The 26,679-nt window shown below is 38.2% G+C and carries 11 protein-coding genes; all 11 read left to right on the top strand.

Features of this window, described 5'->3' with window-relative positions; genetic code table 11:
* Positions 1-7: 7 nt before the first annotated feature.
* The 11 genes from M594_RS08535 to M594_RS08485 all read left to right on the top strand — a co-directional run bounded on the left by M594_RS08535 (position 8) and on the right by M594_RS08485 (position 26,624).
* The gene (locus M594_RS08535; protein ID WP_173876755.1) at positions 8-730 is read left to right on the top strand and encodes a WecB/TagA/CpsF family glycosyltransferase; all 723 of its coding nucleotides are present in this window, start codon (positions 8-10) and stop codon (positions 728-730) included.
* Positions 705-1,790, top strand: coding sequence for a glycosyltransferase family 4 protein (locus M594_RS08530; RefSeq protein ID WP_173876570.1), 1,086 nt, complete (start codon positions 705-707; stop codon positions 1,788-1,790). Before M594_RS08535 ends, M594_RS08530 begins: the two co-directional genes overlap by 26 nt.
* Positions 1,787-2,881 carry a non-hydrolyzing UDP-N-acetylglucosamine 2-epimerase gene (wecB, locus tag M594_RS08525; RefSeq protein WP_173876569.1) on the top strand — a complete coding sequence of 365 codons (1,095 nt, stop codon included), beginning with the start codon at positions 1,787-1,789 and terminating at the stop codon, positions 2,879-2,881. The genes M594_RS08530 and wecB overlap by 4 nt, the downstream gene beginning before the upstream one ends.
* Positions 2,881-3,846 carry a glycosyltransferase family 2 protein gene (locus M594_RS08520; protein ID WP_173876568.1) on the top strand — a complete coding sequence of 322 codons (966 nt, stop codon included), beginning with the start codon at positions 2,881-2,883 and terminating at the stop codon, positions 3,844-3,846. The genes wecB and M594_RS08520 overlap by 1 nt, the downstream gene beginning before the upstream one ends.
* 6 nt (positions 3,847-3,852) lie before the next feature.
* Positions 3,853-5,268, top strand: a complete 1,416-nt coding sequence (locus M594_RS08515) for a flippase (protein WP_173876567.1) — start codon at positions 3,853-3,855, stop codon at positions 5,266-5,268.
* 177 nt (positions 5,269-5,445) lie between these two features.
* Positions 5,446-6,594, top strand: a complete 1,149-nt coding sequence (locus tag M594_RS08510; RefSeq protein WP_173876566.1) for a polysaccharide polymerase — start codon at positions 5,446-5,448, stop codon at positions 6,592-6,594.
* Between the two features lie 130 nt (positions 6,595-6,724).
* Complete coding sequence (glf, locus tag M594_RS08505) at positions 6,725-7,822, top strand: UDP-galactopyranose mutase (RefSeq protein WP_173876565.1); 1,098 nt, start codon at positions 6,725-6,727, stop codon at positions 7,820-7,822.
* Positions 7,823-7,846: 24 nt separating this feature from the next.
* Complete coding sequence (locus tag M594_RS08500; RefSeq protein ID WP_173876564.1) at positions 7,847-8,899, top strand: sugar transferase; 1,053 nt, start codon at positions 7,847-7,849, stop codon at positions 8,897-8,899.
* A gap of 240 nt (positions 8,900-9,139) precedes the next feature.
* On the top strand, positions 9,140-11,122 hold the full coding sequence (locus M594_RS08495; protein ID WP_173876563.1) for a peptide ABC transporter substrate-binding protein: 1,983 nt from the start codon (positions 9,140-9,142) through the stop codon (positions 11,120-11,122).
* Positions 11,123-11,419: 297 nt separating this feature from the next.
* A complete protein-coding gene (locus M594_RS08490; protein WP_173876562.1) occupies positions 11,420-18,034 on the top strand; it encodes a SpGH101 family endo-alpha-N-acetylgalactosaminidase in 6,615 nt (2,204 codons plus the stop codon).
* A gap of 142 nt (positions 18,035-18,176) precedes the next feature.
* Complete coding sequence (locus M594_RS08485; RefSeq protein ID WP_173876561.1) at positions 18,177-26,624, top strand: SIALI-17 repeat-containing surface protein; 8,448 nt, start codon at positions 18,177-18,179, stop codon at positions 26,622-26,624.
* Positions 26,625-26,679: the final 55 nt, after the last annotated feature.

Raw genomic sequence — 26,679 nt, 5'->3', positions numbered from 1 at the left:
TGATTTAATGGGGGTCAGGATTGACCCTTTAACAATGGATGAAACAGTACAAGCGGTTGAAAAATTTATCATTGAACAACGTCCTCTTCATTTAATGGGCGTAAATGCTGATAAGATTAACCAATGTCAATCAGATGAAGCCATTAAGAAGATAGTTAACGAGTCTGAGATCATCAATGCAGATGGTGCATCAGTAGTTCTAGCTTCTCGATTTTTGGGCTACCAAGTTCCAGAACGAGTTGCTGGAATTGATTTAATGCAAAGATTATTAAAATTAGCCGATGAAAAATCTTATTCAGTGTATTTCTTTGGTGCTAAAGAAGAAGTTTTGCAAGATATGCTACAAAATTTTAAAGAAGAGTATCCCAATCTACGAGTTGTTGGACATCGCAATGGTTATTTTTCTGAGGAAGATGAACAAGATATTCAGGAAGATATTCGTGAAAAGAATCCCGACTTTGTATTTGTTGGAATTACTTCACCTAAAAAAGAATACATCATCCAAAAATTTATGGATAATGGAGTGAATTCTATTTTTATGGGTGTAGGTGGTAGTTTTGATGTATTGTCTGGTCACATTCAGCGTGCCCCACTTTGGATGCAGAAATCAAACTTGGAGTGGTTGTTCCGAGTTGCTAATGAACCAAAGCGTCTCTTTAAACGATACTTTGTAGGGAATGTTACCTTTATTAAGCGAGTTTTAGATGAGAAACGAAAAACGAAAAAATAATATTTTACATATTTCACGAACGATGGATATTGGTGGTGCTGAGAGAATCGTGTACCAGTTGAGTTCTGATTTGAAAGATGAGTTTGATAGTGTCCATGTTGCTTCTACAGGAGGCCTTTGGGAACCAGAATTAGAGACCCAAGGAATTATCCATCATAAAATTCAAGATATAGACAGCAAAAATCCTCTTACTGTGTTGAAATTGCTTCTTGAAATTTATCAAATTATTAAGACAAATGATATTACTCTGGTTCATACGCATCATCGAATGGCAGCTTTTTATATTCGTTTGTTAAAACTGATTAATCCGAAGCTAGTCCATGTTTACACTGCTCATAATGTCTTTAAAGATAAGTTGTCTTTATATAGATTTTCACTGAAAAATGCCTATAGTATTGCAGTTGGTCAAGCAGTTAATCAAAATTTGAAAGATGATGTGGGAGTTGCAAATAGCACTGTTATTTATAACGGAGTAATCTTGAAACAGTCAAATAGACAAGTTGATGAGATTATGAAGTTTGATGGAATCAAGCTAGGCTGTATTGCAAGATTATCTGAACAAAAAGGTTTGACTTATCTGCTTGATGCGATATCTTTGATTTCAGATGAAAAACTGCGTTTATTTATCGTTGGGGATGGAGAGCTAAGAGACGAATTAGAAAACAAGGTTAAAGAACTAAATCTGGAAGATAAAGTATCTTTTTTAGGGTATAGACAGGATATAGTGGAATGCATTAATAGTTTTGATTTCCTAGTGTCTTCGTCATTATTTGAAGGCTTGGCTCTAAATGTTATCGAAGCATTTATGAATGGAAAAACCATGGTTGCGACAGATATTCCTGGCATTAATGAAGTTGTTACAAAAGAAAATGGGATCTTGGTTCCTGCTAAAGATGCTAGGTCCTTAGCTTCTGCTATTGAGAGTCTGGCGACTGACTCAACTCTTAGAACAAGGTTAGCTTATCAAGCTAAAAAAGATTATGAAGAGAAGTTTAGTTATCCTTTATTTTTAGAGAATTATCGTAAATTTTATCAAAAACTAATGGGAGATTCAAAATGAAAAAAGTAATGTTAGTTTTTGGGACGCGTCCAGAAGCAATAAAAATGTGTCCCTTAGTGAATGAACTGAAGAAAAATGATTCAATCAAGACACTTGTGTGTGTAACTGGTCAACATAAAGAAATGTTAGAGCAAGTTTTAGATGTCTTTAAAGTTGTTCCTGATTATGATTTGGGAATTATGAAGGCAAATCAAACACTATTTACAATCACGACAAGTATTTTAGATAAAATTCAAGCAGTTTTAGAGCAGGAAAAACCAGATATTGTTCTTGTTCATGGGGATACTACAACCACTTTTGCGACAGCTTTAGCTGCATTTTACATGGGAATTAAAGTTGGACATGTAGAGGCAGGATTGAGAACTTATAATCTTCAAAGCCCATTTCCTGAAGAATTCAATCGTCAGACTACTTCAATTATTTCGGATTTCAATTTTGCTCCGACAGAAGTGGCTAAAGAAAATCTTCTAAAAGAGGGAAGAGAGAATATCTATGTTACTGGAAATACTGTCATCGATGCCTTAAAGATAACCGTTCAAGATCATTATGACCATCCTATTTTGGAGTGGGCTAAGGACAGTAAACTAATCATGCTAACAGCCCATAGACGTGAAAATCTTGGCCAACCCATGGAAAATATGTTTAACGCAGTTAATCGTATCCTGAATGAATTTGAAGATGTTAAAGTCGTATATCCTATTCATAAGAATCCTAAGGTTCGTGAGTTAGCAAGTAAGGTGTTTGGTGACAATGAACGTATGAAAATCATTGAACCTCTAGAAGTCATTGATTTTCATAATTTTATGAATCAAAGCTACATGATTTTAACAGATTCGGGTGGTGTACAAGAAGAAGCACCTTCTTTAGGTAAACCAGTATTGGTAATGCGTGATACAACAGAACGTCCAGAGGGGATTGCTGCAGGCACTTTGAAATTAGTAGGAACAGAAGAAGAAAATATTTATACTAATTTCAAACTGCTTCTAGAAGATGAAACAGAGTACAGCAAGATGAGTAAAGCAAGTAATCCATATGGAGATGGAAAAGCTTGTGAGCGTATTGTTGATATCATTTTGGAAGGATTATCATAATGGATCAGATTTCTATTGTTGTACCAGTGTACAATGTTGAGAACTGTTTGAGTTATTGTGTAGAAAGTCTAAGACAACAAACATATAAAAATATTGAAATAATCCTAGTAGATGATGGTTCGACGGATAGTTCTGGAGAAATTTGTGACCAATATGCTCGAGAAGATGACAGAATAAAAGTTCTGCATATTGAAAATGGGGGATTGTCCAATGCCCGCAATACTGGGGTAAAAGAATCTTCAACAGATTGGATTGTTTTCATTGATTCAGACGATTATTATGACCATAGAGCCATTGAATATTTAGTAGAACTTAGAGATAAGTATAGAGTTGATCTTGTAGCAACTCCAGTGATTGAAGTTAGAAACTATGAAAATAGTGATTTCCTAGGAGATTTCAGAGAGAAATATTCTGGAAAATTAGATCGTAGAACAGCTTTAGAACAAATGTTTTATGGAAATTATGTTGGGACACATTCAGGTGGTAAACTATATAAGAAAGAAATCTTATTAAGGTTTCCATATCCTAATGGGATGTTGTATGAAGATTTAGCTCTTGCTTATGAGCATATTGCTTTCTGTGAAAATATTGCTGTTAGTGATCTAAATCTTTATAAATACTATCGAAGACCAGGAAGTATTGTAAATTCTAAGTATAGTGATCGTCTCTTAGATTTTTACAAGGCAATGGAATGGAATAGAAGTTATGTTGAACGAGACTATTCAGGTGATAGGGATATGAGAAGAGCCTTGAATGTTCGCTATGTTTTTAATGGTCTGCATATTGTACATGCTATGCTTAGTTCAGATATGTATGCTGAAGTTAATAAAATTAGAAAAGAATACATTCAATATTTCAAAGATGTTATTCCGAATTCAAATGTTACAAGGAAAAATAAATTGAAATATATATTGTTTCTCGTATCTGCAAAATTGTATAAAAAAGTCAGAGGGAAAATGGGTTAGATAGTCATGAAGGTTTTAAAAAACTATGCTTACAATCTCTCTTATCAATTACTAACCATTGTACTACCTTTCATAACAACACCGTATGTTACAAGGGTTTTCAGTTCAAATGATTTAGGAACTTTTGGCTATTTTAATTCGATTGTTGCTTACTTTATTTTTTTGGCAACATTAGGAGTAGCTAATTATGGGACAAAAGAGATTTCAGCTCATAGAAATAATATCCCTAGTAATTTTTGGGGTATTTATACCTTGCAGTTTACTGCGACTTGTATATCGATATTTCTATATATTGGTCTGTGCTTTTCATTTTCATTTATGCAAAATCCAGTAGCTTATATATTGGTATTATCTCTATTATCTAGGGGATTAGATATTACTTGGCTTTTTCAAGGACTAGAAGATTTTAGGAAGATAACTGTTAGAAATATCACTGTCAAACTCATAGGTGTTATTTCAATATTTTTGTTCATAAAGTCTCAGAATGATTTATATCTATATGTCTTTTTATTAACTATATTTGAATTTTTGGGACAATTAAGTATGTGGCTGCCAGCTCTAGAATTTATAGGTAAGCCACAATTTGATTTCAATTATGCCAAGAAACATCTTAAACCGGTGATATTACTGTTTTTACCTCAAATAGCAATATCTTTGTATGTTACTTTAGATAGAACAATGCTCGGTGCTTTAGCATCAACTACTGATGTTGGTATTTATGATCAAGCTTTAAAATTGGTGAATATTTTACTTACTTTGGTAACTTCTCTGGGAAGTGTCATGCTTCCACGTGTTTCAAATCTTTTATCAAAAGGAAATAATGAAGCCGTGAATCGAATGCATCAGGTATCTTTTTTAATTTACAATTTGGTAATTTTTCCAATTATTGCGGGCATGCTAATTGTTAATAATGATTTTGTAAAATTTTTCTTGGGCAATGACTTCCAAGATGCTAGGTATGCAATAGCAATTATGATTTTTAGAATGTTTTTTATTGGGTGGACGAATATTATGGGAATCCAAATTTTGATACCTCATAATAAAAATAAAGAATTTATGACTTCAACTACGGTTCCAGCAATTATTAGTGTGGGATTAAATCTGATCTTACTACCTAAATTTGGCTATATTGGTGCATCAGTTGTATCGGTATTGACGGAAGCCTTAGTATGGTTCATTCAATTATATTTTACAAGAGAATATCTGAGAGAAGTGCCAATTTTTGCTTCAATGTTTAAAATACTTTCAGCGTCTATCCTTATGTATTTTGCTCTTTCATTGTTAAAGACAGGTATGCATTTTGCACCATTGGTTAATGTTGTTATATGTGCAGTCATAGGGGGAATACTTTATATTCTGCAAATCTTATTATTTAGAGTAGTTAGTCTAAAAGAGTTAAAAGAGCAATTATTTAATAAGTAAAATGGTAAGAATATCACTATAAATTAATTAAATAATTTTATAGATGAGAGTTTTTTAGGTAATATTGTAAAGTGTTAAAAGTTTAGGAAAGTGAGGAAGGGAGATTGTAGATGAGCTAAAATTCCTATGATTTAAAATAATCATTTTAGTTTATTCTATATTATTCTTTATCAAAAAATGAAAAAAATAAATATTGAAAACCTACTGGTTAACATTGTTGTAGCGATAGTGGTATTTTTTAGTGCTATATCTACAACAATGTTGGATAGGACTTTTTTTCAAGTCAAAGCAAATTATCTGTTTGTAGTTGTATTGCTTTTAGGACTTCGATTTTTGTATAAAATGAGAATTTCTTACAAATATCTGGTATTATCTATCTTACTTCTCTTAACAGGAATTGTAGTATATTTACAAACTGGTAGGCTTAATTTTCTTGTTTATTCGACATTACTAGTTTTTTTAGTCAATGTTGATATGAAAGTAATTTTGAAAAATTATATTTTTGTCTCTAGTATAGTATTGATAGTTGTATTTATATTATCACTTTTAGGAATAGTCCCAAATTTACAATATAATCGAGGGGGAGTGATTCGAAATTCATTTGGATTTATTTATCCTACCGATTTCGCTTCCCATTGTTTCTATTTATTTATAGCTTATTCTTATTTATTAAAAGATAGATTGATTTGGATGAGATCAATTGTGGGACTTTTACTAGCTGCATTTGTTATTAAATATTGTGACGCACGCTTAAATGCATTGTCTATTTTATTAGCAACGATTATTTATATATATTTTTATGTTGTTGGAGAAAAGAAACTTCGCATCTATGCAATACTCCCATATTCAGTACTGATTTTTTCATCGTTAATGATGTATTTATCTTATATGTTTTCTTGGAGTTCACCTTTTCTGGTTTCAATTAATAAATTAATTACGGGTAGGTTAGCGTTAGGAAGAAATGCATTTAGTTCCTTTACTTTAAATTTATTTGGTACTAGAGATGTTTTGTTTATTGGTTCAGGTGGAAAGACGGAAGCGGTAATTGGATATAACTATGTAGATTCCTCTTACGTCCAGATGCTGTTTACATATGGTATTGTTCCCGTAGTGTTACTAATTATAATTTATATCATTTCAGCGAAAGAGCAGTATAGAAAAGGTCAATATTTATATGTGGCAATTCTTTCTATAATTGCTTTGAACTGTATGATTGAAGCATTTTGGTTTGTCCCTTCATTCAATATTTTTATATTTATGTTGTTTTCAACAAATACTTTTGATAGGATTAAATTAAATGATAATTTTTCACAGATTATTGCTTAAGAATTCTTCCTATACAGTGGATAGATTATTTTAAATGCTACAATAGTTTTGATTTATCAATTTTGGCGTTCTAGAATCAAAATTTAGTGATAAAAAAAGGAACTGTATTGTTTAATAATGGAGATTTAATATGTATGATTATCTAATCGTTGGCGCTGGTTTGTCTGGAGCAATTTTTGCTTATGAAGCAACCAAGCGTGGGAAAAAAGTAAAAGTTATTGATAAACGTGACCACATTGGTGGAAATATCTACTGTGAGAATGTTGAAGGAGTCAATGTTCATAAATATGGTGCTCATATCTTCCATACTTCTAACAAGAAAGTCTGGGATTATGTTAATCAATTTGCTGAATTTAACAACTATATCAACTCGCCTGTAGCTAATTACAAGGGGAGCCTTTATAATCTACCTTTCAATATGAATACTTTCTATGCTATGTGGGGGACAAAAACTCCTCAAGAAGTTAAAAATAAGATTGCTGAGCAAACGGCTCATATGAAGGACGTTGAACCTAAAAACTTGGAAGAGCAAGCTATTAAGTTGATCGGTCCAGATATTTATGAAAAGTTGATTAAAGGATATACTGAAAAGCAATGGGGACGTTCTGCGACTGACCTTCCACCGTTTATCATCAAACGTCTACCAGTTCGTTTGACTTTTGATAATAACTACTTCAATGACCGTTACCAAGGGATTCCAATCGGTGGCTATAATGTCATTATCGAAAATATGCTGAAGGATGTAGAAGTAGAACTTGGAGTTGACTTTTTTGCCAATCGTCAGGAATTAGAAGCTTCTGCTGAAAAAGTTGTCTTTACAGGGATGATTGACCAATATTTCGATTATAAACATGGTGAGTTAGAATACCGTAGTCTTCGTTTTGAGCATGAAGTTCTAGATGAGGAAAATTATCAAGGAAATGCCGTTGTTAATTATACAGAACGAGAAATTCCTTATACTCGCATTATTGAGCATAAACATTTTGAGTACGGAACACAAGATAAAACGGTTATTACTCGTGAATACCCAGCTGATTGGAAACGTGGAGATGAACCTTATTATCCAATCAATGATGAGAGAAACAATGCTATGTTTGATAAATATCAAGAAGAAGCAGCACAGAATGATAAGGTAATTTTCTGTGGACGTTTGGCTGATTATAAATACTACGACATGCATGTGGTCATTGAACGTGCTTTAAATGTTGTAGAGGAAGAGTTTAAATGAGATAATGAAGGATAAAATTAATCGATGAAATATTATCTAAAAGAAGAATTTCTGAAGGATTCTGGTGCACGAAATGCGGGGAATAAGGCTCGAAACGATGTTGAAGAAATAGTAGTTCGTGAGGGCTATAGTCCTTTGTTATTGATGGTAGATGATTGGTATCAAATGGGGACTATTAGAGCCCAACGACATAAGGCCAAAGCCCTATCCAAAGCTATATCTAAGTTGAAGGAAGGGGATCAGCTACTTATTCAATTTCCTATGCTTCATCATAGTTTCTTTACGACTCATTTAGTCAAAAGAATGCAACGTAAAGGAGTGAAGGTTCACTTTATTATCCATGATTTAGAAGTTTTGCGCTATGCCAATTTGGATACAGTACCCTTGAAGCATAAAATTCGTGTTCATCTTCAAGAGTCAAGTCTTTTGAAACAAGCTGATGGTCTTATTGCTCATAATCCAGTTATGAAATCAGTGCTTGTTGATAAGGGGATTTCTGAGAAGAAAATAATTAGTTTAGGCATTTTTGACTATCTGATCCCGAGTTATCAGGACAAAGAAGATTTATCGAAGGAAGGGGCTATTATTGTAGCTGGAAATTTAGCCCAAGAAAAAGCAGGTTACTTATATGAGTTGCCTGCAAGACCGGCATATAACCTCTATGGTGTTGGTTTTGATGAGGCTAGAAAGCTATCCAATGAAACTTATTTTGGTTCATTTCTTCCAGATGAACTACCGTCAGCGTTAGAAGGAAGCTTTGGTTTAGTTTGGGATGGTGATAGTTCTAAAACTTGTAGCGGCGTGTTTGGTGAGTATTTGAGATACAATAATTCCCACAAGGCTTCCCTTTATTTGGCTTCTGGTTTTCCTATTATTGTCTGGGGGCAATCTGCTTTGGCTAATTTCGTCTTAGAAAAAGAGTGTGGAATTAGTGTTGAGAGTTTACTTGACTTGGAAGAAGTATTAGACAATTTGTCTCAAGAAGAGTATCAGGATTTGGTAAAAAATGCTAAGGCCGTAGGTCAAAAAATTCGTGAGGGTTCTTATCTTCTTTCCGCATTGCAAGCTTTAAATTAATGAATCTAAAAATTACACAAATAGATAGATGAGGGAGTTACTGGATTCCCTCTTTTCTTATCTTAAGGGAGTTTTAAGTGAAGAATTAAAGAACTATTTTATGAAATTTATCATTCTAGTAATTCATTTTAAGATGATTTTTCAGAATATATCAAATTAATTCAAAAATTCTGAAAATTCTGTTGACATGTTTGTGAAAAGAGGCTATAATGGATAGAAAGTTTTCAAAGGAGAAAAATGATGAAAAGTTCAAAATTTCTTGCCCTTGCGGGTGTTACGTTATTGGCAACTGGTGTTTTAGCTGCTTGCTCTGGCTCAGGTTCAGGTGCTAAAGGTGAGAAGACATTCTCATACATTTATGAAACAGATCCGGACAACCTGAACTACTTGACAACTGGTAAGGCTGCGACAGCAAATATCACTAGCAACGTAGTGGATGGTTTGTTGGAAAATGATCGTTACGGTAATTTTGTACCATCAATGGCCGAAGACTGGTCAGTATCTAAAGATGGTTTGACTTACACCTACACGATTCGTAAGGATGCAAAATGGTATACATCTGAAGGTGAAGAATACGCTGCAGTTAAAGCGCAAGATTTTGTTACAGGTCTGAAATATGCAGCTGATAAAAAATCAGATGGTCTTTACCTTGTGCAAGAGTCAATTAAAGGCTTGGATGCTTATGTGAAAGGTGAAATCAAAGATTTCTCACAAGTCGGAATCAAGGCTCTTGATGATCAAACAGTTCAATACACCTTGAATAAACCAGAAAGTTTTTGGAATTCTAAGACAACAATGGGAGTGATGGCTCCAGTTAATGAAGAGTTCTTAAACTCTAAGGGAGACGATTTTGCCAAAGGAACAGATCCAAGTAGTATTCTCTACAATGGTCCATTCTTGCTCAAATCTATTGTAGCTAAATCTTCTGTTGAATTTGCTAAAAATCCAAACTACTGGGATAAGGACAATGTCCATATTGATAAGGTCAAATTATCATTCTGGGATGGACAAGATACCAACAAACCGACTGAAGCCTTCAAGGATGGTAGCTTCACTATGGCCCGTCTCTTCCCAACTAGCGCAAGCTATCCAGAGACTGAGAAATCATTTAAAGATAACATTGTTTATACCCAACAGGATTCAACTACTTACTTGGTAGGTACTAACATTGATCGTCAGTCATATAAATTTACATCTAAGACTACAGATGAACAGAAGACATCAACTAAGAAAGCACTTCTTAACAAAGACTTCCGTCAAGCACTTGCATTTGGTTTTGACAGAACAGCCTATGCTTCACAGGTAAATGGTGCTAGTGGGGCAACTAAACTTCTTCGTAACGTGTTTGTACCACCTACATTTGTACAAGCAGATGGAAAAAACTTTGGTGAGTTAGTAAAAGAAAAATTGGCAACTTACGGAGATGAATGGAGTAATGTTAACTTAGCAGATGCTCAAGACGGTCTGTACAATCCTGAAAAAGCTAAAGCAGAATTTGCTAAGGCTAAGACTGCTCTTCAGGCAGAAGGAGTACAGTTCCCAATTCATTTGGACATGCCTGTTGATCAAACAAACACAACAAAAGTTCAACGTGTTCAATCTTTCAAACAATCAGTTGAAGCAACTTTGGGAACAGAAAATGTTGTTGTGGATATTCAACAACTTCAAAAAGACGATGTCTTGAACATTACTTACTTTGCTGAAACAGCTGCTGGCGAAGATTGGGATATCTCAGATAACGTTGGTTGGTCTCCAGACTTTGCAGACCCATCTACTTACCTTGATATCATCAAGCCATCTGTTGGAGAAAATACTAAGACTTATCTAGGATTTGATTCTGGAACTAACAATGCTGCTGCTAAGAAAGTTGGTTTGGAAGATTATGAAAAGATGGTTGTAGAAGCTGGTGAAGAAGTTGGTAACGTTTCAAAACGTTATGAAAAATATGCTGCTGCCCAAGCTTGGTTGACAGATAGTGCCTTGATCATTCCAACAACATCACAGACAGGTCGTCCAATGTTGTCTAAGATGGTACCATTCACACTTCCATTTGCTTATTCTGGAAACAAAGGAACAAGTGAAGCTCTCTTGTACAAATATCTAGAAGTACAGGATAAAGCTGTGACAGTTGATGAGTATCAAAAAGCTCAAGAAAAATGGATGAAAGAAAAAGAAGAGTCTAATAAAAAAGCTCAAGAAGATTTAGCAAATCATGTGAAGTAGATTTTAATCATCTATTGAAACAGATTGATAGAGGATTTGGCATTCGATAGGAATGCTAAATCCTTTTTATTTTATGATAACTCCCTCTAAATGGCAGAGTATTATTTTGCAAGAATAAAGAAAAAATTAGCAATTTTCCTAGCTTTTCTATTGCTTTATCTGCCAATATTTGTTATATTAAAAGTGCAATTATTTTTTTTATAAACGTTAAGCATTGCACTTTTCAGATAGAAAGGAGTATTTTTCGAACAAGAAATGTAAACGCTTACGAAAGTTGATGAAAGGAATTAGGGGTTAATGGATAAACGATTTTTTGAAAAACGCTGTACATACAGTATTCGTAAATTTGCACTAGGTGCTGCTTCAGTTATGATTGGGGCTAGTTTTTTTGCTACTGCTCCAGTAATGGCTAACACACCAACAGTTGGCTCAACAGATAATTTGCCAAGTGAGCTGGCTGATTTGGATAAAAAAGCGAGCGATAATGGACGAGAGTTCGATAAGGAAGCTGCAGTAGCAAATCCAGGTTCTGCTGAAACAACAGATGGACCAAAAACTGAAGAAGAGTTATTAGCTCTTGAAAAGAAAAACAAAGAAACTACTGACAAGTTGCCGAAAGAATTGGAAGGCAAAGTTGAAAAAGCCACTGATAATGGTAAAGAGGTAAATAAAGACCAATTAGCACAAGATACTGGTAGTCTAGTTCCTGAAGATGTTGCCAAAACAAAAAATGGAGAATTGAACTATGGCGCTACTGTTAAGATTAAGACTCCATCAGGAGAAGGTAGTGGTATTGTCATTGGTAAGGATCTTGTTTTGACTGTTTCTCACAACTTTATCAAGGATCAACAAGATGGAAATATCCGTAAGGTTGTGGATAATGATAAAGGGGATGGAGATATTTTCAGCATATCCTACCCTGGTTTAGAAGATGTAAAATTTAGCAAGAAAGATGTGATTCACTGGGATCGAGATGGCTATCTAAAGGGCTATAAGAACGATTTGGCTCTTGTGAGATTGCGTACAGTTCTTGAAAATGCTCCTGTAGAAGTCACAGAAAAGCCAGTTGTTAAGAAAGTTGGGGATAAAGTCAATATGTTTGGCTATCCTGCTGGCAAGTTGGCGCCAGTTATTAACAGTGCTGTGGATTTTGCTGAATCTTATGGTGAAGGTGTTCAAGGAGTTGGTTATCAAGGTGGACAACCGGGTGCTAGCGGTGGCGGTATCTTTGACATGGATGGTAAATTGATTGGGGTTCATCAAAATGGTGTGGTTGGAGTTCGTAGTGGAGGCATCCTTTTCTCTCCAGCTCAATTAAAATGGATTCAAGATCATATTAAGGGAATCTCTAGTTCAAAACCAGCGAATTTAGAGGAAACTGAAAAACCAGTTGAAGAAAAGCCAAAAGAAGATAAGCCGAAAGAAGAAAAACCAGCGACAGCTAAGCCAGAGACACCAAAGGAAGTCACTCCTGAATGGCAAACTGTAGCCAGAAAAGAACAACAAGGGACTGTAGCCATTCGTGAAGAAAATGGTGTTCGTTACAATAAGTTGTCTTCAACAGATCAAAATGACAATGCCGGCAAACCAGCCTTGTTTGAAAAACAAGGATTGACTGTGGATGCAAATGGTAATGCGAATGTAGATCTTACTTTCAAAGAAGAATCTGAAACAGGCAAATCACGTTTTGGTGTTTTCTTGAAATTTAAAGATACAAATAATAATGTCTTTGTTGGATACGACAAAGAAGGTTGGTTCTGGGAATACAAGACACCAGGTAATAGCACATGGTATCAGGGAGGCCGTGTTGCAGCTCCAGTAAATGGCTCAGTGAATCATCTGACTATTAGCCTAAAATCAGATGGTCAGCTAAATGCAACAAATAATGATGTAAAACTTTTTGATACGGTTACTTTACCAGCTGCTGTTAATGAAAATCTTAAAAATGAAAAGAAAATCTTACTTAAAGCTGGTACATATGGTACTGAAAAGACAGTTGTGAATATTAAGACTGACAATCAGGATGGAGTTCAAACTACTGAAGCCACTGCTGAAAAAGAAACTGGTGCGGTGGTAGATGATAGTAAAGTTACTTATGATACCATCCAGTCTAAAGTCCTAAAAGCAGTGATTGACCAAGCCTTTCCACGTGTCAAGGAATATACCTTGAATGGTCATACTTTGCCAGGACAGGTTCAACAGTTCAATAAAGTATTTATCAATAACCATAAAATCACTCCTGAGGTTACTTATAAGAAAATTAATGAAACAACTGCAGAATATGAAATGAAACTCCGTGATGAGGCTAATCTTATCAATGCAGATATGACAGTTCGTTTGCAAGTTGTGGACAATCAATTACATTTTGATGTAACTAAGATTGTCAACCACAATCAAGTCACTCCAGGTCAAAAGATTGATGATGAGAGAAAATTAATTTCGACAATTAGTTTTCTTGGCAACGCCCTCGTATCTGTTTCAAGTGACCAAGCTGGTGCTAAGTTTGATGGGGCAACTATGTCAAACAATACGCATGTCAGCGGGGATGATCATATTGAAGTAACCAATCCAATGAAGGACTTGGCTAAGGGTTACATGTATGGATTTGTTTCTACAGATAAGCTCGCTGCAGGTGTTTGGAGTAATTCTCAAAACAGCTACGGTGGTGGCTCTAATGACTGGACTCGTTTGACAGCCTATAAAGAAACAGTCGGAAATGCTAACTATGTCGGAATTCATAGCTCTGAATGGCAATGGGAAAAAGCTTATAAGGGCATTGTCTTCCCAGAATACACTAAAGAACTTCCAAGTGCCAAGGTTGTAATCACTGAAGATGCTAATGCGGATAAGAAAGTGGACTGGCAAGATGGTGCCATTGCTTATCGTAGCATCATGAACAACCCTCAAGGTTGGGAAAAAGTCAAGGATATCACAGCTTATCGTATTGCGATGAACTTTGGTTCTCAAGCACAAAACCCATTCCTTATGACCTTGGATGGTATCAAGAAGATCAATCTTCATACAGATGGTCTTGGACAAGGTGTTCTTCTTAAAGGTTATGGTAGTGAAGGCCATGACTCAGGCCACTTGAACTATGCTGATATTGGTAAACGTATTGGTGGTGTCGAAGACTTCAAGGCTTTGATTGAGAAAGCGAAGAAATATGGAGCTCATCTAGGTATCCACGTTAACGCTTCTGAAACTTATCCTGAGTCTAAATACTTTAACGAAAATATTCTTCGTAAGAATCCAGATGGAAGCTACAGCTATGGTTGGAACTGGCTAGACCAAGGTATCAACATTGATGCTGCTTATGATTTGGCGCATGGACGCTTAGCTCGCTGGGAAGAGTTGAAGAAAAAACTGGGTGAAGGTCTCGACTTTATCTATGTCGACGTTTGGGGCAATGGCCAATCAGGTGATAATGGTGCCTGGGCTACCCACGTTCTTGCTAAAGAAATTAACAAACAAGGGTGGCGCTTTGCGATTGAGTGGGGCCATGGTGGTGAATACGACTCTACCTTCCAACACTGGGCAGCTGACTTGACCTATGGTGGCTACACTAATAAAGGTATCAACAGTGCCATCACGCGCTTTATCCGCAACCACCAAAAAGATTCTTGGGTTGGGGATTACAGAAGTTACGGTGGTGCAGCCAACTATCCACTTCTAGGTGGTTACAGCATGAAAGACTTTGAAGGCTGGCAAGGACGAAGTGACTACAATGGCTATGTAACCAATTTGTTTGCTCATGATGTCATGACCAAGTACTTCCAACACTTCACTGTAAGCAAGTGGGAAAATGGTACACCTGTTACCATGTCTGATAACGGTAGCACCTATAAATGGACTCCAGAAATGCGAGTGGAATTGGTAGATGCTGACAACAATAAGGTAGTTGTGACTCGTAAGTCAAATGATATCAATAGCCCGCAATACCGTGAACGTACAGTGACTCTCAATGGACGTGTCATCCAAGATGGTTCAGCTTACTTGACTCCATGGAACTGGGATGCAAATGGTAAGAAACTTCCTGCTGATAAGGAAAAGATGTACTACTTCAATACGCAAGCTGGTGCAACAACTTGGACGCTTCCTAGCGATTGGGCAAAGAGTAAGGTTTATCTTTACAAGCTAACTGACCAAGGTAAGACAGAAGAGCAAGAATTAACAGTAAAAGATGGCAAGATTACCCTAGATCTTACTGCAAATCAACCATATGTTCTCTACCGTTCAAAACAAACCAATCCTGAAATGTCATGGAGTGAAGGTATGCATATCTATGACCAAGGATTTAACAGTGGAACTTTAAAACACTGGACTATTTCTGGTGATGCTTCTAAGGCAGAAATTGTCAAATCACAAGGCGCAAATGAAATGCTTCGTATCCAAGGCAACAAGAGCACAGTCAGCCTTACTCAGAAACTGACTGGCTTGAAACCAAATACTAAGTATGCCGTTTATGTCGGTGTTGACAACCGTAGTAATGCTAAGGCAAGTATCACAGTGAATACTGGTGAAAAAGAAGTGACTAGCTATACCAATAAGTCACTAGCTCTTAACTATGTTAAGGCCTATGCCCATAATACTCGTCGTGACAATGCTACAGTTGACGATACAAGTTACTTCCAAAACATGTATGCCTTCTTTACAACAGGTTCAGATGTATCAAATGTCACTCTTACTTTGAGTCGTGAAGCTGGTGATGAAGCAACTTACTTTGATGAAATTCGTACTTTTGAAAACAATTCAAGTATGTACGGAGATAATCATGATACAGCTAAAGGAACCTTTAAACAAGACTTTGAAAATGTCGCTCAAGGTATTTTCCCATTTGTAATTGGTGGTATCGAAGGAGTTGAGGATAATCGTACTCACTTATCTGAAAAACATGATCCATATACACAACGTGATTGGAATGGTAAGAAAGTCGATGATGTTATCGAAGGAAATTGGTCATTGAAGACAAATGGGCTAGTTAGCCGTCGTAACTTGGTTTACCAAACAATTCCTCAAAACTTCCGTTTTGAAGCTGGTAAGACTTATCGTGTAACCTTTGAATACGAAGCAGGATCTGACAATACCTACGCCTTTGTAGTCGGTAAGGGAGAATTCCAGTCAGGTCGTCGCGGTAATCAAGCAAGCAATTTGGAAATGCATGAATTGCCAAATACTTGGACAGATTCTAAGAAAGCTAAGAAGGTAACCTTCCTTGTAACAGGTGCAGAAACAGGCGATACTTGGGTTGGTATCTACTCAACTGGTAACGCAAGCAATACTCGTGGAGATTCTGGTGGAAATGCGAACTTCCGTGGTTACAATGACTTCATCATGGATAAACTTCAAATCGAGGAAGTCACTCTAACTGGTAAGATGTTGACAGAAAATGCTCTGAAGAATTACTTGCCAACGGTTGCCATGACCAACTATACCAAGGAATCTATGGATGCCTTGAAGGAAGCTGTCTTTAACCTCAGTCAAGCAGATGATGACATTAGTGTAGAAGAAGCGCGTACTGAAATTGCTAAGATTGACGCTCTGAAGAATGCATTGGTACAAAAGAAAACAGCCTTGGTAGCAGAAGACTTTGAAAGTCTAAATGCTCCAGCGCAAGCGGGAGAAGATTTGGCCAATGCCTTTGATGGTAACTTGTCAAGTCTATGGCATACGTCTTGGAATGGTGGAGATGTTGGTAAACCTGCAACCATGGTATTGAAAGAAGCAACAGAAATCACAGGCTTCCGTTATGTGCCACGTGGATCAGGATCAAATGGTAACTTGCGTGATGTGAAATTGGTTGTGACAGATGAATCTGGTAAAGAACATACTTTCACTGCAACTGATTGGCCAGATAACAATAAACCAAAAGATATTGACTTCGGTAAGACAATCAAAGCTAAGAAAATTGTTTTGACAGGTACCAAGTCTTATGGAGACGGTGGTGACAAATATCAAGCTGCTGCTGAGTTAATCTTTAGTCGTCCACAGGCTACAGAAACAGCTCTTGATTTGTCAGGTTATGAAACAGCTTTAGCGAAAGCTCAAAAATTGACCAGCAAAGAGAATCAAGAGGAGGTAGCAAGTGTAGTAGCTAGCATGAAATATGCTACGGATAACCATCTCTTGACTGAAAGAATGGTTGCCTACTTTGCAGAATATCTCAACCAACTACAAGATCAGACTGCTAAACCAGATGCTCCTACAAGTAGCAAAGGTGAGGAGGGAGCACCGATTCTTGAAGTGCCTGAGTATAAAGGCCCGCTTGGAACAGCAGGTGAAGAAGTACCACCAATTCTTGAGGTACCTGAGTATAAAGGCCCAGTTGGAACAGCAGGTGAAGAAGCAGTTGTTAATGAAGTTCCAGAATACAAAGGCGGCGTCAATGCGGCAGAAGCAGCTGTCAATGAAGTTTCAGAATACAAAGGTGGAGCCAATACGGTAGAAGCCTTAGTTCATGAATTGCCAGAATATAAAGGCGGTGTGAATGCAGTAGAAGCAGCTGTCAATGAAGTTCCGGAATACAAAGGTGGAGCCAATGCGGTAGAAGCCTTAGTTCATGAATTGCCAGAATATAAAGGCGGCGCTAATGCAGTAGAAGCCTTAGTTCATGAATTGCCAGAATATAAAGGCGGTGCTAATGCGGTAGAAGCTTTGGTAAACGAAAAGCCAGCCTACACAGGACTATTGGCTACAGCAGGCGATCAAGCAGCACCAACTATTGAAAAACCTGAGTATCAGGTTAGTCAATTGGGCCAAGGAAAACTTGCAGAATCTAAAACTTCAGTTTCAACAGAAGAGCAGAAGAGATTGCCAGAAACAGGAGAAAGCCAATCTGATACAGCTATCTTCCTAGCTGGCGTCAGTCTTGCCTTATCTGCTGCTGTCCTTGCAACAAAACGTAAAGAAAATTAAAGAAGACTGGATTTTAGAGTTTACCGGAACTAGAATTCAGACAGAAATAACTTAGTTGGAGAGAACCTCTAGGTTCTCTCCATTTTTAAATGGGAAATGAGACCGCTTACTGTAATAAGTGGATGAAAGGAATAGGATAAAGATGGATAGACATTTTTTTGAAAGACGCTGTCACTATAGTATTCGAAAATTTGCAATTGGTGCAGCCTCTGTAATGATCGGTGCTAGTATCTTTGGTGCAAATGTAGTGCAGGCTGCTGAGACAGGTGGAACACCTGAGAAAGAAGGAACTATCACACAAGCTCAGCCCCTAGATAAGTTGCCGGACGATTTAGCAGCTGTTTTAAAGAAAGCTGAATCAGAGGCAACGGCAGATACAGGTCATGAAGAAAATCATGAAAATACTGCAGGAACAAGTCCTGCAGCAACTGAAGAAACAAGCCCAGCAACAACTCCAACAGCTCCCAAACCAGCTGAGACTCTGAAGCCGGTTGAAACACCAAAAGCAGATTCTAAACCTGTAGAACCAGCTACACCTACAATCAAACCAGTTGAAAAGCAAATGGAAGATAGAGAAGATCGTAACCACTTAGAAGGTGTCACTGTCCAAGCAAACGACTCAGAAACTGGTACTCCTTTTACTGCTGACAAGGCAGTAGATGGGGATCCTGATACTCGTTGGGCAACAAATCCAAATATTAACAAACCAACTTTCGAATTAACTCTTCCCAAGACTACACTTATTAGACATGTGGAAATTGATTGGGATCGTCGTGTTCGCAATGGGCAAAATGACCCTAATATCAAATCATGGAGCCTCTACTATGCAGGTCAAGATGATGTAAATGCTAGTGGAGAAAAACAATGGAAGCTAGCTCATACCAAGACTGGAGAACCTGTTTTAGATGAGAAAGTTGACTTAGCCAATAGTATTCAAGCTAAATATCTCAAGTTAGAAATCAATGACTACCAAGCGGGCACAATGGGCTGGAGAAATGTTGGTATTCAAGAAATTCGAGCTTATTCGAATATTCCTGATACAAGTAAGATAACGGATATCCGTCAGGTTACAGAATTGACTATAGCTAAAGATGGACAGTCTCTTGTCTTGCCAACTCTACCAGGAAAAGTCAGTCTTATCGGTAGCAACAAACAAGGTGTGATTGACCTTCAAAATCACATTTATAAGCCTCTAACTGATCAACGCGTTAAGGTTATGGTAGAGCAAATTAAAGATTCACATACTTTTACTAAAGAATTTGAAGTAGTCATCAAGGGGCTACATCAGGACGAAGGTGTGGGTGTCAAACCAAAAGTAGCACCAGCTGTTCAACAATGGTATGGAAAAGAAGGTCAATCTTCTATCACGTCAGATACAGTTCTTGCGACAGGAGATTCAGGCTTTAATCAGGTAGCAACCTTCTACCAGTCAGACCTTGCAAGCCGTGGATTGGAACTTGCGACAGGTGACAAGCAGGCTCAAAAACGAATCGAGTTTAAAAAGGTTGAAAATAAGGGTTATGGTAAGGAAGGTTATGGCATCATGATTCAAGATGGTGTCATTACCATCGAAGCTGCAACGAACACAGGAGCCTTCTATGCTACTCGTACTCTTCTTCAAATGGGGGAAAGCAATCTCCAAAATGGAGAAATTCGTGATTTCCCAAGCTTCAGCCACCGTGGCTTTATGCTAGATACAGGTCGTAAATTTATCCCTTATGACACCCTTGTAGACATCATGCTCAACATGGCTTACTACAAGATGAACGACTTGCAGTTGCACCTCAACGATAACTATATCTTCCTAAAGGAACACTTGGCAGGTAAGAACCTAACACAAGAAGAAGAGCTTAAGTATGTTCTAGAACATGCTAAGACAGGTTTCCGTGTAGAGACAGATATTGTCGGTAAGAATGGTCAAAAATTAACATCAGATGAGCACTATACTAAAGAAGAGATGCAAAATCTGATTAAACTTGCTAAGGCCTTGCATATCAATCTAGTTCCAGAAATTGACACACCAGGTCATGCTCTGTCATTTGTCAAAGTTCGCCCTGACCTCATGTATCAAGGTAGCCTGAGCGATTACAGAGGTAAACATAACGTAGAGCGCGTAGCTATGCTCGATCTAGATAATAAATACGATGAAACGCTGGCTTTTGTCAAATCAGTTTATGACAAACTTCTTGATGGTCCAGATGCACCACTTCATGGGGTATCTACTGTTCATATCGGAACGGATGAATACTACGGAAGTAGAGAAAGCTATCGTCGTTATGTCAATGACCTTATTAAATACATTAAAGGGAAAGGCTATACACCTCGTATTTGGGGATCGCTCAGTGCGAAACGAGGTAAAACAGCGGTTGATTGGAAAGATGTAGAAGTTGATATCTGGAGTATTGGCTGGCAGCAACCAAAAGAAGCTATTGCTCAAGGAGCTAAGATTATTAATATCACAGATATCCCAACATATAGCGTTCCGAATGGAGATAATCGTCAAGCTGCTTATGGTGATTATGCTAACTATGAAACTCAATATAATGGTTGGACACCAAACGATTTCAGAACTGGTCATGGCCTACTTCTAGAAGCATCAAATCCAAATATAATTGGTGGTGGCCACGCAGTTTGGAATGACAATATCGACCTTCATGAGACAGGTTTGACATCTTATGATATCTTTAAACGCTTCTTCAAGAGCATGCAAACAACTGCAGAACGTACTTGGGGATCTGACCGTGCGGCATCGACATTTGCAGAACGTATCCTACCAGCGAGCCCTTATGCGCCACAGTCAAATCCTGACAGAGCGATTGATCAAAGTGATTTGTTTACTATCAATTCTGAAACTGTGAAAAACTATGCAAGTAAGAAAGTAAAAGCATCTGATCAAGGTTTAGCATTTGACAAAGACAGTAGTATTGAAGGCTTAGCTGGTGATGTTGGTCCAAGTCATGTCTTGAAGTTTGATGTAACTGTCACTGGAGACGGTGAACAAACCTTCTCAACAAGTGGAGACAACCGTATCTATCTAGCTGATAAAGACGGCTATCTTGCTTATCAATTTGAACAGTTCCATATCCAGTTCAAGAAAAAACTTGAAAAGAACAAACGTTATCAAATCTCTATTGTGACTAAACCACAATCAACGGAATTCTATGTGGATGGTGAGAAGATTGAACGTATCGCAAATCCAGATCACCCTCGCTTTGCTCACAATAGCTTGGTTCTACCGCTTGAAAGCATCGGTGGATTCAAAGGAATTTTACATAGTGCAGAGTTGTCAGATAAACCATTTGTAAATCCTCGTTTGATTCCAACAGATCATTTCACAGTTTCTGCAACTAGTCAAGAAACACCAGGAACAGCGACTGAAGGCACTGTTGAAAAAGCCTTTGACAATGATCCAAACACCTTCTGGCATACTAAATGGACTGGTGATACTGCTCCGTACACTCTTTCTATGACTTTGAAAGAAGCAGAAAAAGTCAATGGTTTGACTTATCTCCCACGTCCAGGTGGTGGAAATGGAGTCGTGACTCGCTACGAGATCTATGCACAAAAAGATGGCCAAATGGTCAAGGTTTCAGAAGGAAACTGGGACAACAATACCCAAGAAAAAACAGTCAACTTTGCTCCTGTTCAGACTAACAAGGTTGAGTTGAAAGTTCTAGCAGGTGTTGGGGGCTTTGCAAGTGCAGCTGAAGTTCATCTATTGAAACCTATCAAAGAGGGACAAGAGACACCAGAACCAGAACAACCATCTACACCTGAAACTCCAAAAGTCGAGCAAACAGGTGATGGAACAGTTGAACTTGCGGATCAATTCACAGCAAGCAAACCAGCTAGCGAAGATAGTATTGCAGCTGCCAGCAAGAGCGCAGATTATCTCAAGAAAGAGTACAAGGTTTTCCCAACTCCACAAAAAGTGACTTATGGAGAAGGAGTGACAGCTCTTCGTAAGCAAGTCAATTTAGTAATGGGAGATCAACTCGATATTTATACTCGTAATCGCTTGAAGAGTGTCTTGCAGGACAATCAAGTATCCTACACTACTAGTCAATCAGCAGTTGCTGGCGCAACTAATATCTATCTTGGAGTACATGGACGCGGATCACAAGCAGAACAAAACTTATCTAACGTTTCAGCAGGTCTCTTTGACAAGATTGACGCCTATGCCTTAACCGTCAAGGACAACTCAATTTCCATCGTCGGAAAAGACACAGATGCGGTCTTCTATGGTTTGACAACCTTGAAACACATGCTCAAGGAAAGTCAAGTTCCAGTTCTTCGCAATGTGACAGTGGAAGATTACGCTGAAATCAAGAACCGTGGTTTCATCGAAGGTTACTATGGAAATCCATGGTCTAATGCAGATCGTGCTGAACTCATGCGTTTTGGTGGCGATTTGAAATTGACCCAATACTTCTTCGCACCAAAAGATGATCCATACCACAACAAGAAATGGCGTGAACTTTACCCAGAAGAAAAACTAGCTGAAATTCGTGAACTTGCTCGCGTCGGAAATCAAAGTAAAACTCGCTATGTCTGGACCATTCATCCATTCATGAACAACCGTATCCGCTTTGGTAATGAAGCGCATTACCAAGAAGATTTGGCAACCATCAAGGCCAAATTTACTCAGTTGATGAAAGTGGGTGTCCGTGAATTTGGTATTCTAGCCGATGATGCCCCAAGCCCAGTTGGAGGCTATAATAGCTACAACCGCTTGATGCAGGATATGACCAACTGGTTGACAGAAATGCAAGGAACTTATAGCGGTCTTCGCAAAGAAATGATCTTTGTTCCAGGTCAGTATTGGGGTAATGGGCGTGAAGCAGAGTTGAAATCTCTAAATGAAAATCTCCCAAGTTCAACATCTATGACCTTGACGGGTGGTAAGATTTGGGGTGAAGTTTCTGAAGGTTTCTTATCAACTCTCAAGAACAATCTAACTGCAGGTGGTAAAACTTATCGTCCAGTATCACTTTGGGTGAACTGGCCAGTTACAGATAACTCTAAACAACACTTGATTCTAGGTGGTGGTGAGAAATTCCTTCATCCGAATGTAGATCCAAGCTTGCTGTCTGGTATCATGTTGAATCCAATGCAACAGTCTGAACCATCTAAGATTGCCCTCTTTGCTGGAGCTCAATATACATGGAAACAGTGGAAATCAGAAGAAGAAGCTAAGAAACTCAATGACATTGCCTTCAACTTTGTTGAAAATGGTCATTTTGAAGATAGCAAGGTATCAGCAGCCTTCCGCGAACTTGGTAAGCACATGATCAACCAAAATATGGACGGTCGTGTTGTTAAACTAGAAGAATCAGTTGAATTAGCTCCAAAATTGACAGACTTCATGACTAAGCTCAAAGCGGGTCAGGATGTAACTGCAGAACGTGCAACCTTGCGTGCAGAATTTGCCAAGATTAAAGAAGCAGCTGAACTTTATAAAGCATCAGGTGATCAAAAGATGGTTGCACAGATCCACTATTGGTTGGATAATGCAATCGACCAAATGAATGCCCTTGATGCCTTCCTAACAGGAACAGAGGCTATGGCTACAAATGATGCAGCCAAACTTTGGGATAGCTACTATAAAGGTTTGAAATTGTATGAACAGTCTCAAACTCATACCTTCCATTATGTAGACCATCTTGAAAAGGCTGAATTGGGTGTTCAACATATCCGTCCATTTATCCTATCTTTGAAGGAAGTCCTAGCGTCTGAAGTTCAAAAAGTCTTGCACCCTGACCAAATCATCAGCACCTTTATTACTAATCGAACAGGTGTAGAAGGTGGTTTGGCAGAAGTAACGGATGGTGACTTGGCAACTCATGCTTTGATTAAATCACCAAATAGTATCAAGACAGGTGATTATATTGGTATGAAGTTCAACAAACCGGTAGATATCCAAACCTTGACCTTTGCTATGGGAACTCAGGCAAATCCAAGTGATACATTTAGCAAGGCTGAAGTTCAGTATTTGGATGAAAATGATAACTGGGTAAGTTTGAAAGAACCAACTTATGTTGGTAATGAGTCACTTGTTCAGTTTGAGAATCTTAACATCAAAGCTAAAGCAGTACGTATGATTGCTACAGAAGATCGTGATGACACCTGGTTTGCAGTTCGCGAGATTGCAGTAAATCGTCCAGTAGAGAACGCTCGTAAACAACAAACTGCTACAATTAGCCTCAGCTCAAATCTAGTTTATAAATTGAGAACATCAGCAAGTCAAATTACTGATGGTAAAGATAATACAGAAGCTATGATGGCAAATGCTGATGGCAGCAATACGACTCCAGTAGATGCCTGGGCACAACTTGACCTAGGTGAAGTCAAGTCAGTCACTAAAGTTCGTCTTCGCCAAGGAACTGGCGATAAACTTGCCGCAGGTGTACTTGAGTACTCTACAGATGGATCTGCATGGCAAGAGTTAGATCGCCTATCAGGAGAACAAACTAAGGAAGTGACTAGAGCTATCAATGCTCGTTACATCCGAGTACGTAATACCAAGGCAAGTGACCTTTGGTGGCGTATCCAAGACTTCTCTGTTGAGACACGTTCTGGAAATAGCGATTTAACAGACACCAACGTGGATGCCTTGAAGGAAACACCAGTAGTGGATAGCTTGGGCAGTTACGAGCTTCAAATTCCAGCTGGAACTAAACTTCCTGCTCATAGCTATCTAGGTATGAAATTTGACCGAATCCATCAAGTCAAGAGCATCCAACTCCAAGGTCAAACAAATCCAGCTCTTAGCCTTGAGTACTCTGCAAATGCTCAAGAATGGACACCAGCTAGCCAATTGACTGATAGATCTGTAGCGACCCACTTGGTACGTTATGTTCGTCTTGTGAATAAAACAGACCAAGAGCAGGCTGTTCCATCTACTTCACTCCTAGTAACTACCAAAGAAGTCCAACCAACAACACTAGAATCAACAACTATGGGCATTCATCCAACATATGGAAGCAATGATGTTCGTAAGATTAATAACCTAGATCAATTGTTTGATGGTGTGTACAACAACTTTGTTGAGTTTTCAGACTATGCTCATAAAGATGGCCATGTAACCTTGAAACTTGGTAGTGAACGCACTATCAAGAAGATCAGAGCTTACATCCAAGACGGAACTCAAAACTATCTTCGTGATGGTAAAATCCAAGTCAGCCAAGACGGTAAAACTTGGACGGATGTTGTGACAGTGGGAGATGGTGTAGCCAATAGTCCACACGATGATTCATTGACAGATGGTTGGACACATGATTCTAAGATGCCAGGAAATCGTTACATCGAGGGTGAATTGACGACACCAGTCAAAGCAAACTATCTTCGTGTCCTCTATACAGCTGACTATGATGCTCGTTTTGTAGGATTTACAGAATTGGTGATCAATGATGGCGAATTTGTCAAACCAATCAATGATCCAACTGTAGAAGGAAACGGTGGCGAAAGCCGAGGCAACTTCTATACTAATCTTGTAGATGGAAAAGTCTTGACTAGTTACAAGGCGGAAAATGATAAGGGTGAAATGGTTTACCACTTGTCAGAACCAACCAATGCTAACCATCTTCGTCTCGTTTCAAGCCTTCCTGAAGGAGCGAAAGCACGAGTTCAAGCGAGAACACTTAAGGATGGACAAGAAAGTTGGACAGATCTTGGTGTCATTACATCTAGTCTCCAAACCTTTGCTATCCGAAATGGTGGTTCTCTTCTAGATGTTAAACTGGTCTGGGAAGGTGGCAAGGCTGAGTTTTATGAATTGGCGAGCTTCTATCAAGAATTGACAGAAGAACCTGTTCAATCAAGTAAGAGTGAAGAAGCAGCACCAGTGCTTGAGGTACCTGAATTTACAGGTGGTGTGAATGCAGTTGAAGCCTTGGTACATGAACTACCAGCTTATACAGGCCCAGTATCAACCGTAGGCGATCAAGCTACACCGACAGTTGAGAAGCCTGAGTTCCAAGGTGGAGTCAACTCCGTTATGGCCTTGAAACATGAGCTACCAGCTTATACAAGCCCAGTATCAACCGTAGGCGACCAAGTCGCTCCAACAGTAGAGAAACCAGAGTTCAAGGGTGGAGTCAACTCCGTTATGGCCTTGAAGCATGAACTACCAGCTTATACAGGCCCAGTATCAACCGTAGGCGACCAAGCCGCTCCAACAGTAGAGAAATCAGAGTTCCAAGGTGGAGTGAACTCCGTTATGGCCTTGAAACATGAGCTACCAGAGTACACAGGTCCGGTATCAACCGTAGGCGATCAAGCCACTCCAACAGTAGAGAAACCAGAGTTCCAAGGTGGAGTCAACTCCGTTATGGCCTTGAAACATGAACTACCAGAGTATACAGGTCCATTGTCAACCGTAGGTGACCAACCAGCACCGACAGTAGAAAAACCAGAGTTTAAACTAAGTTCGTTAGAAAAAGCTCAGACTCCAGAAGCACCAGTTCAAGTTGCCAAGGAAGACAAGAGATTGCCAGAAACTGGTGAAAAGCAGTCAGAAACAGCTATTTTCTTAGCAAGTGTTGGACTAGCCTTATCTGCTATCTTTGTAGCAAAAAGTAAAAAAGATTAGTTGTGTATGACAATTAAACTCTTTCTTAATAGTATTCTAAATCAGTGGAGTGTAT

This window comes from Streptococcus mitis (genome assembly GCF_013305725.1).
GTDB lineage: Bacteria > Bacillota > Bacilli > Lactobacillales > Streptococcaceae > Streptococcus > Streptococcus mitis_BO.
The sequence above is the reverse complement of the archived record's forward strand: the minus strand, read 5'-3'. Positions and strand labels throughout refer to the sequence as shown.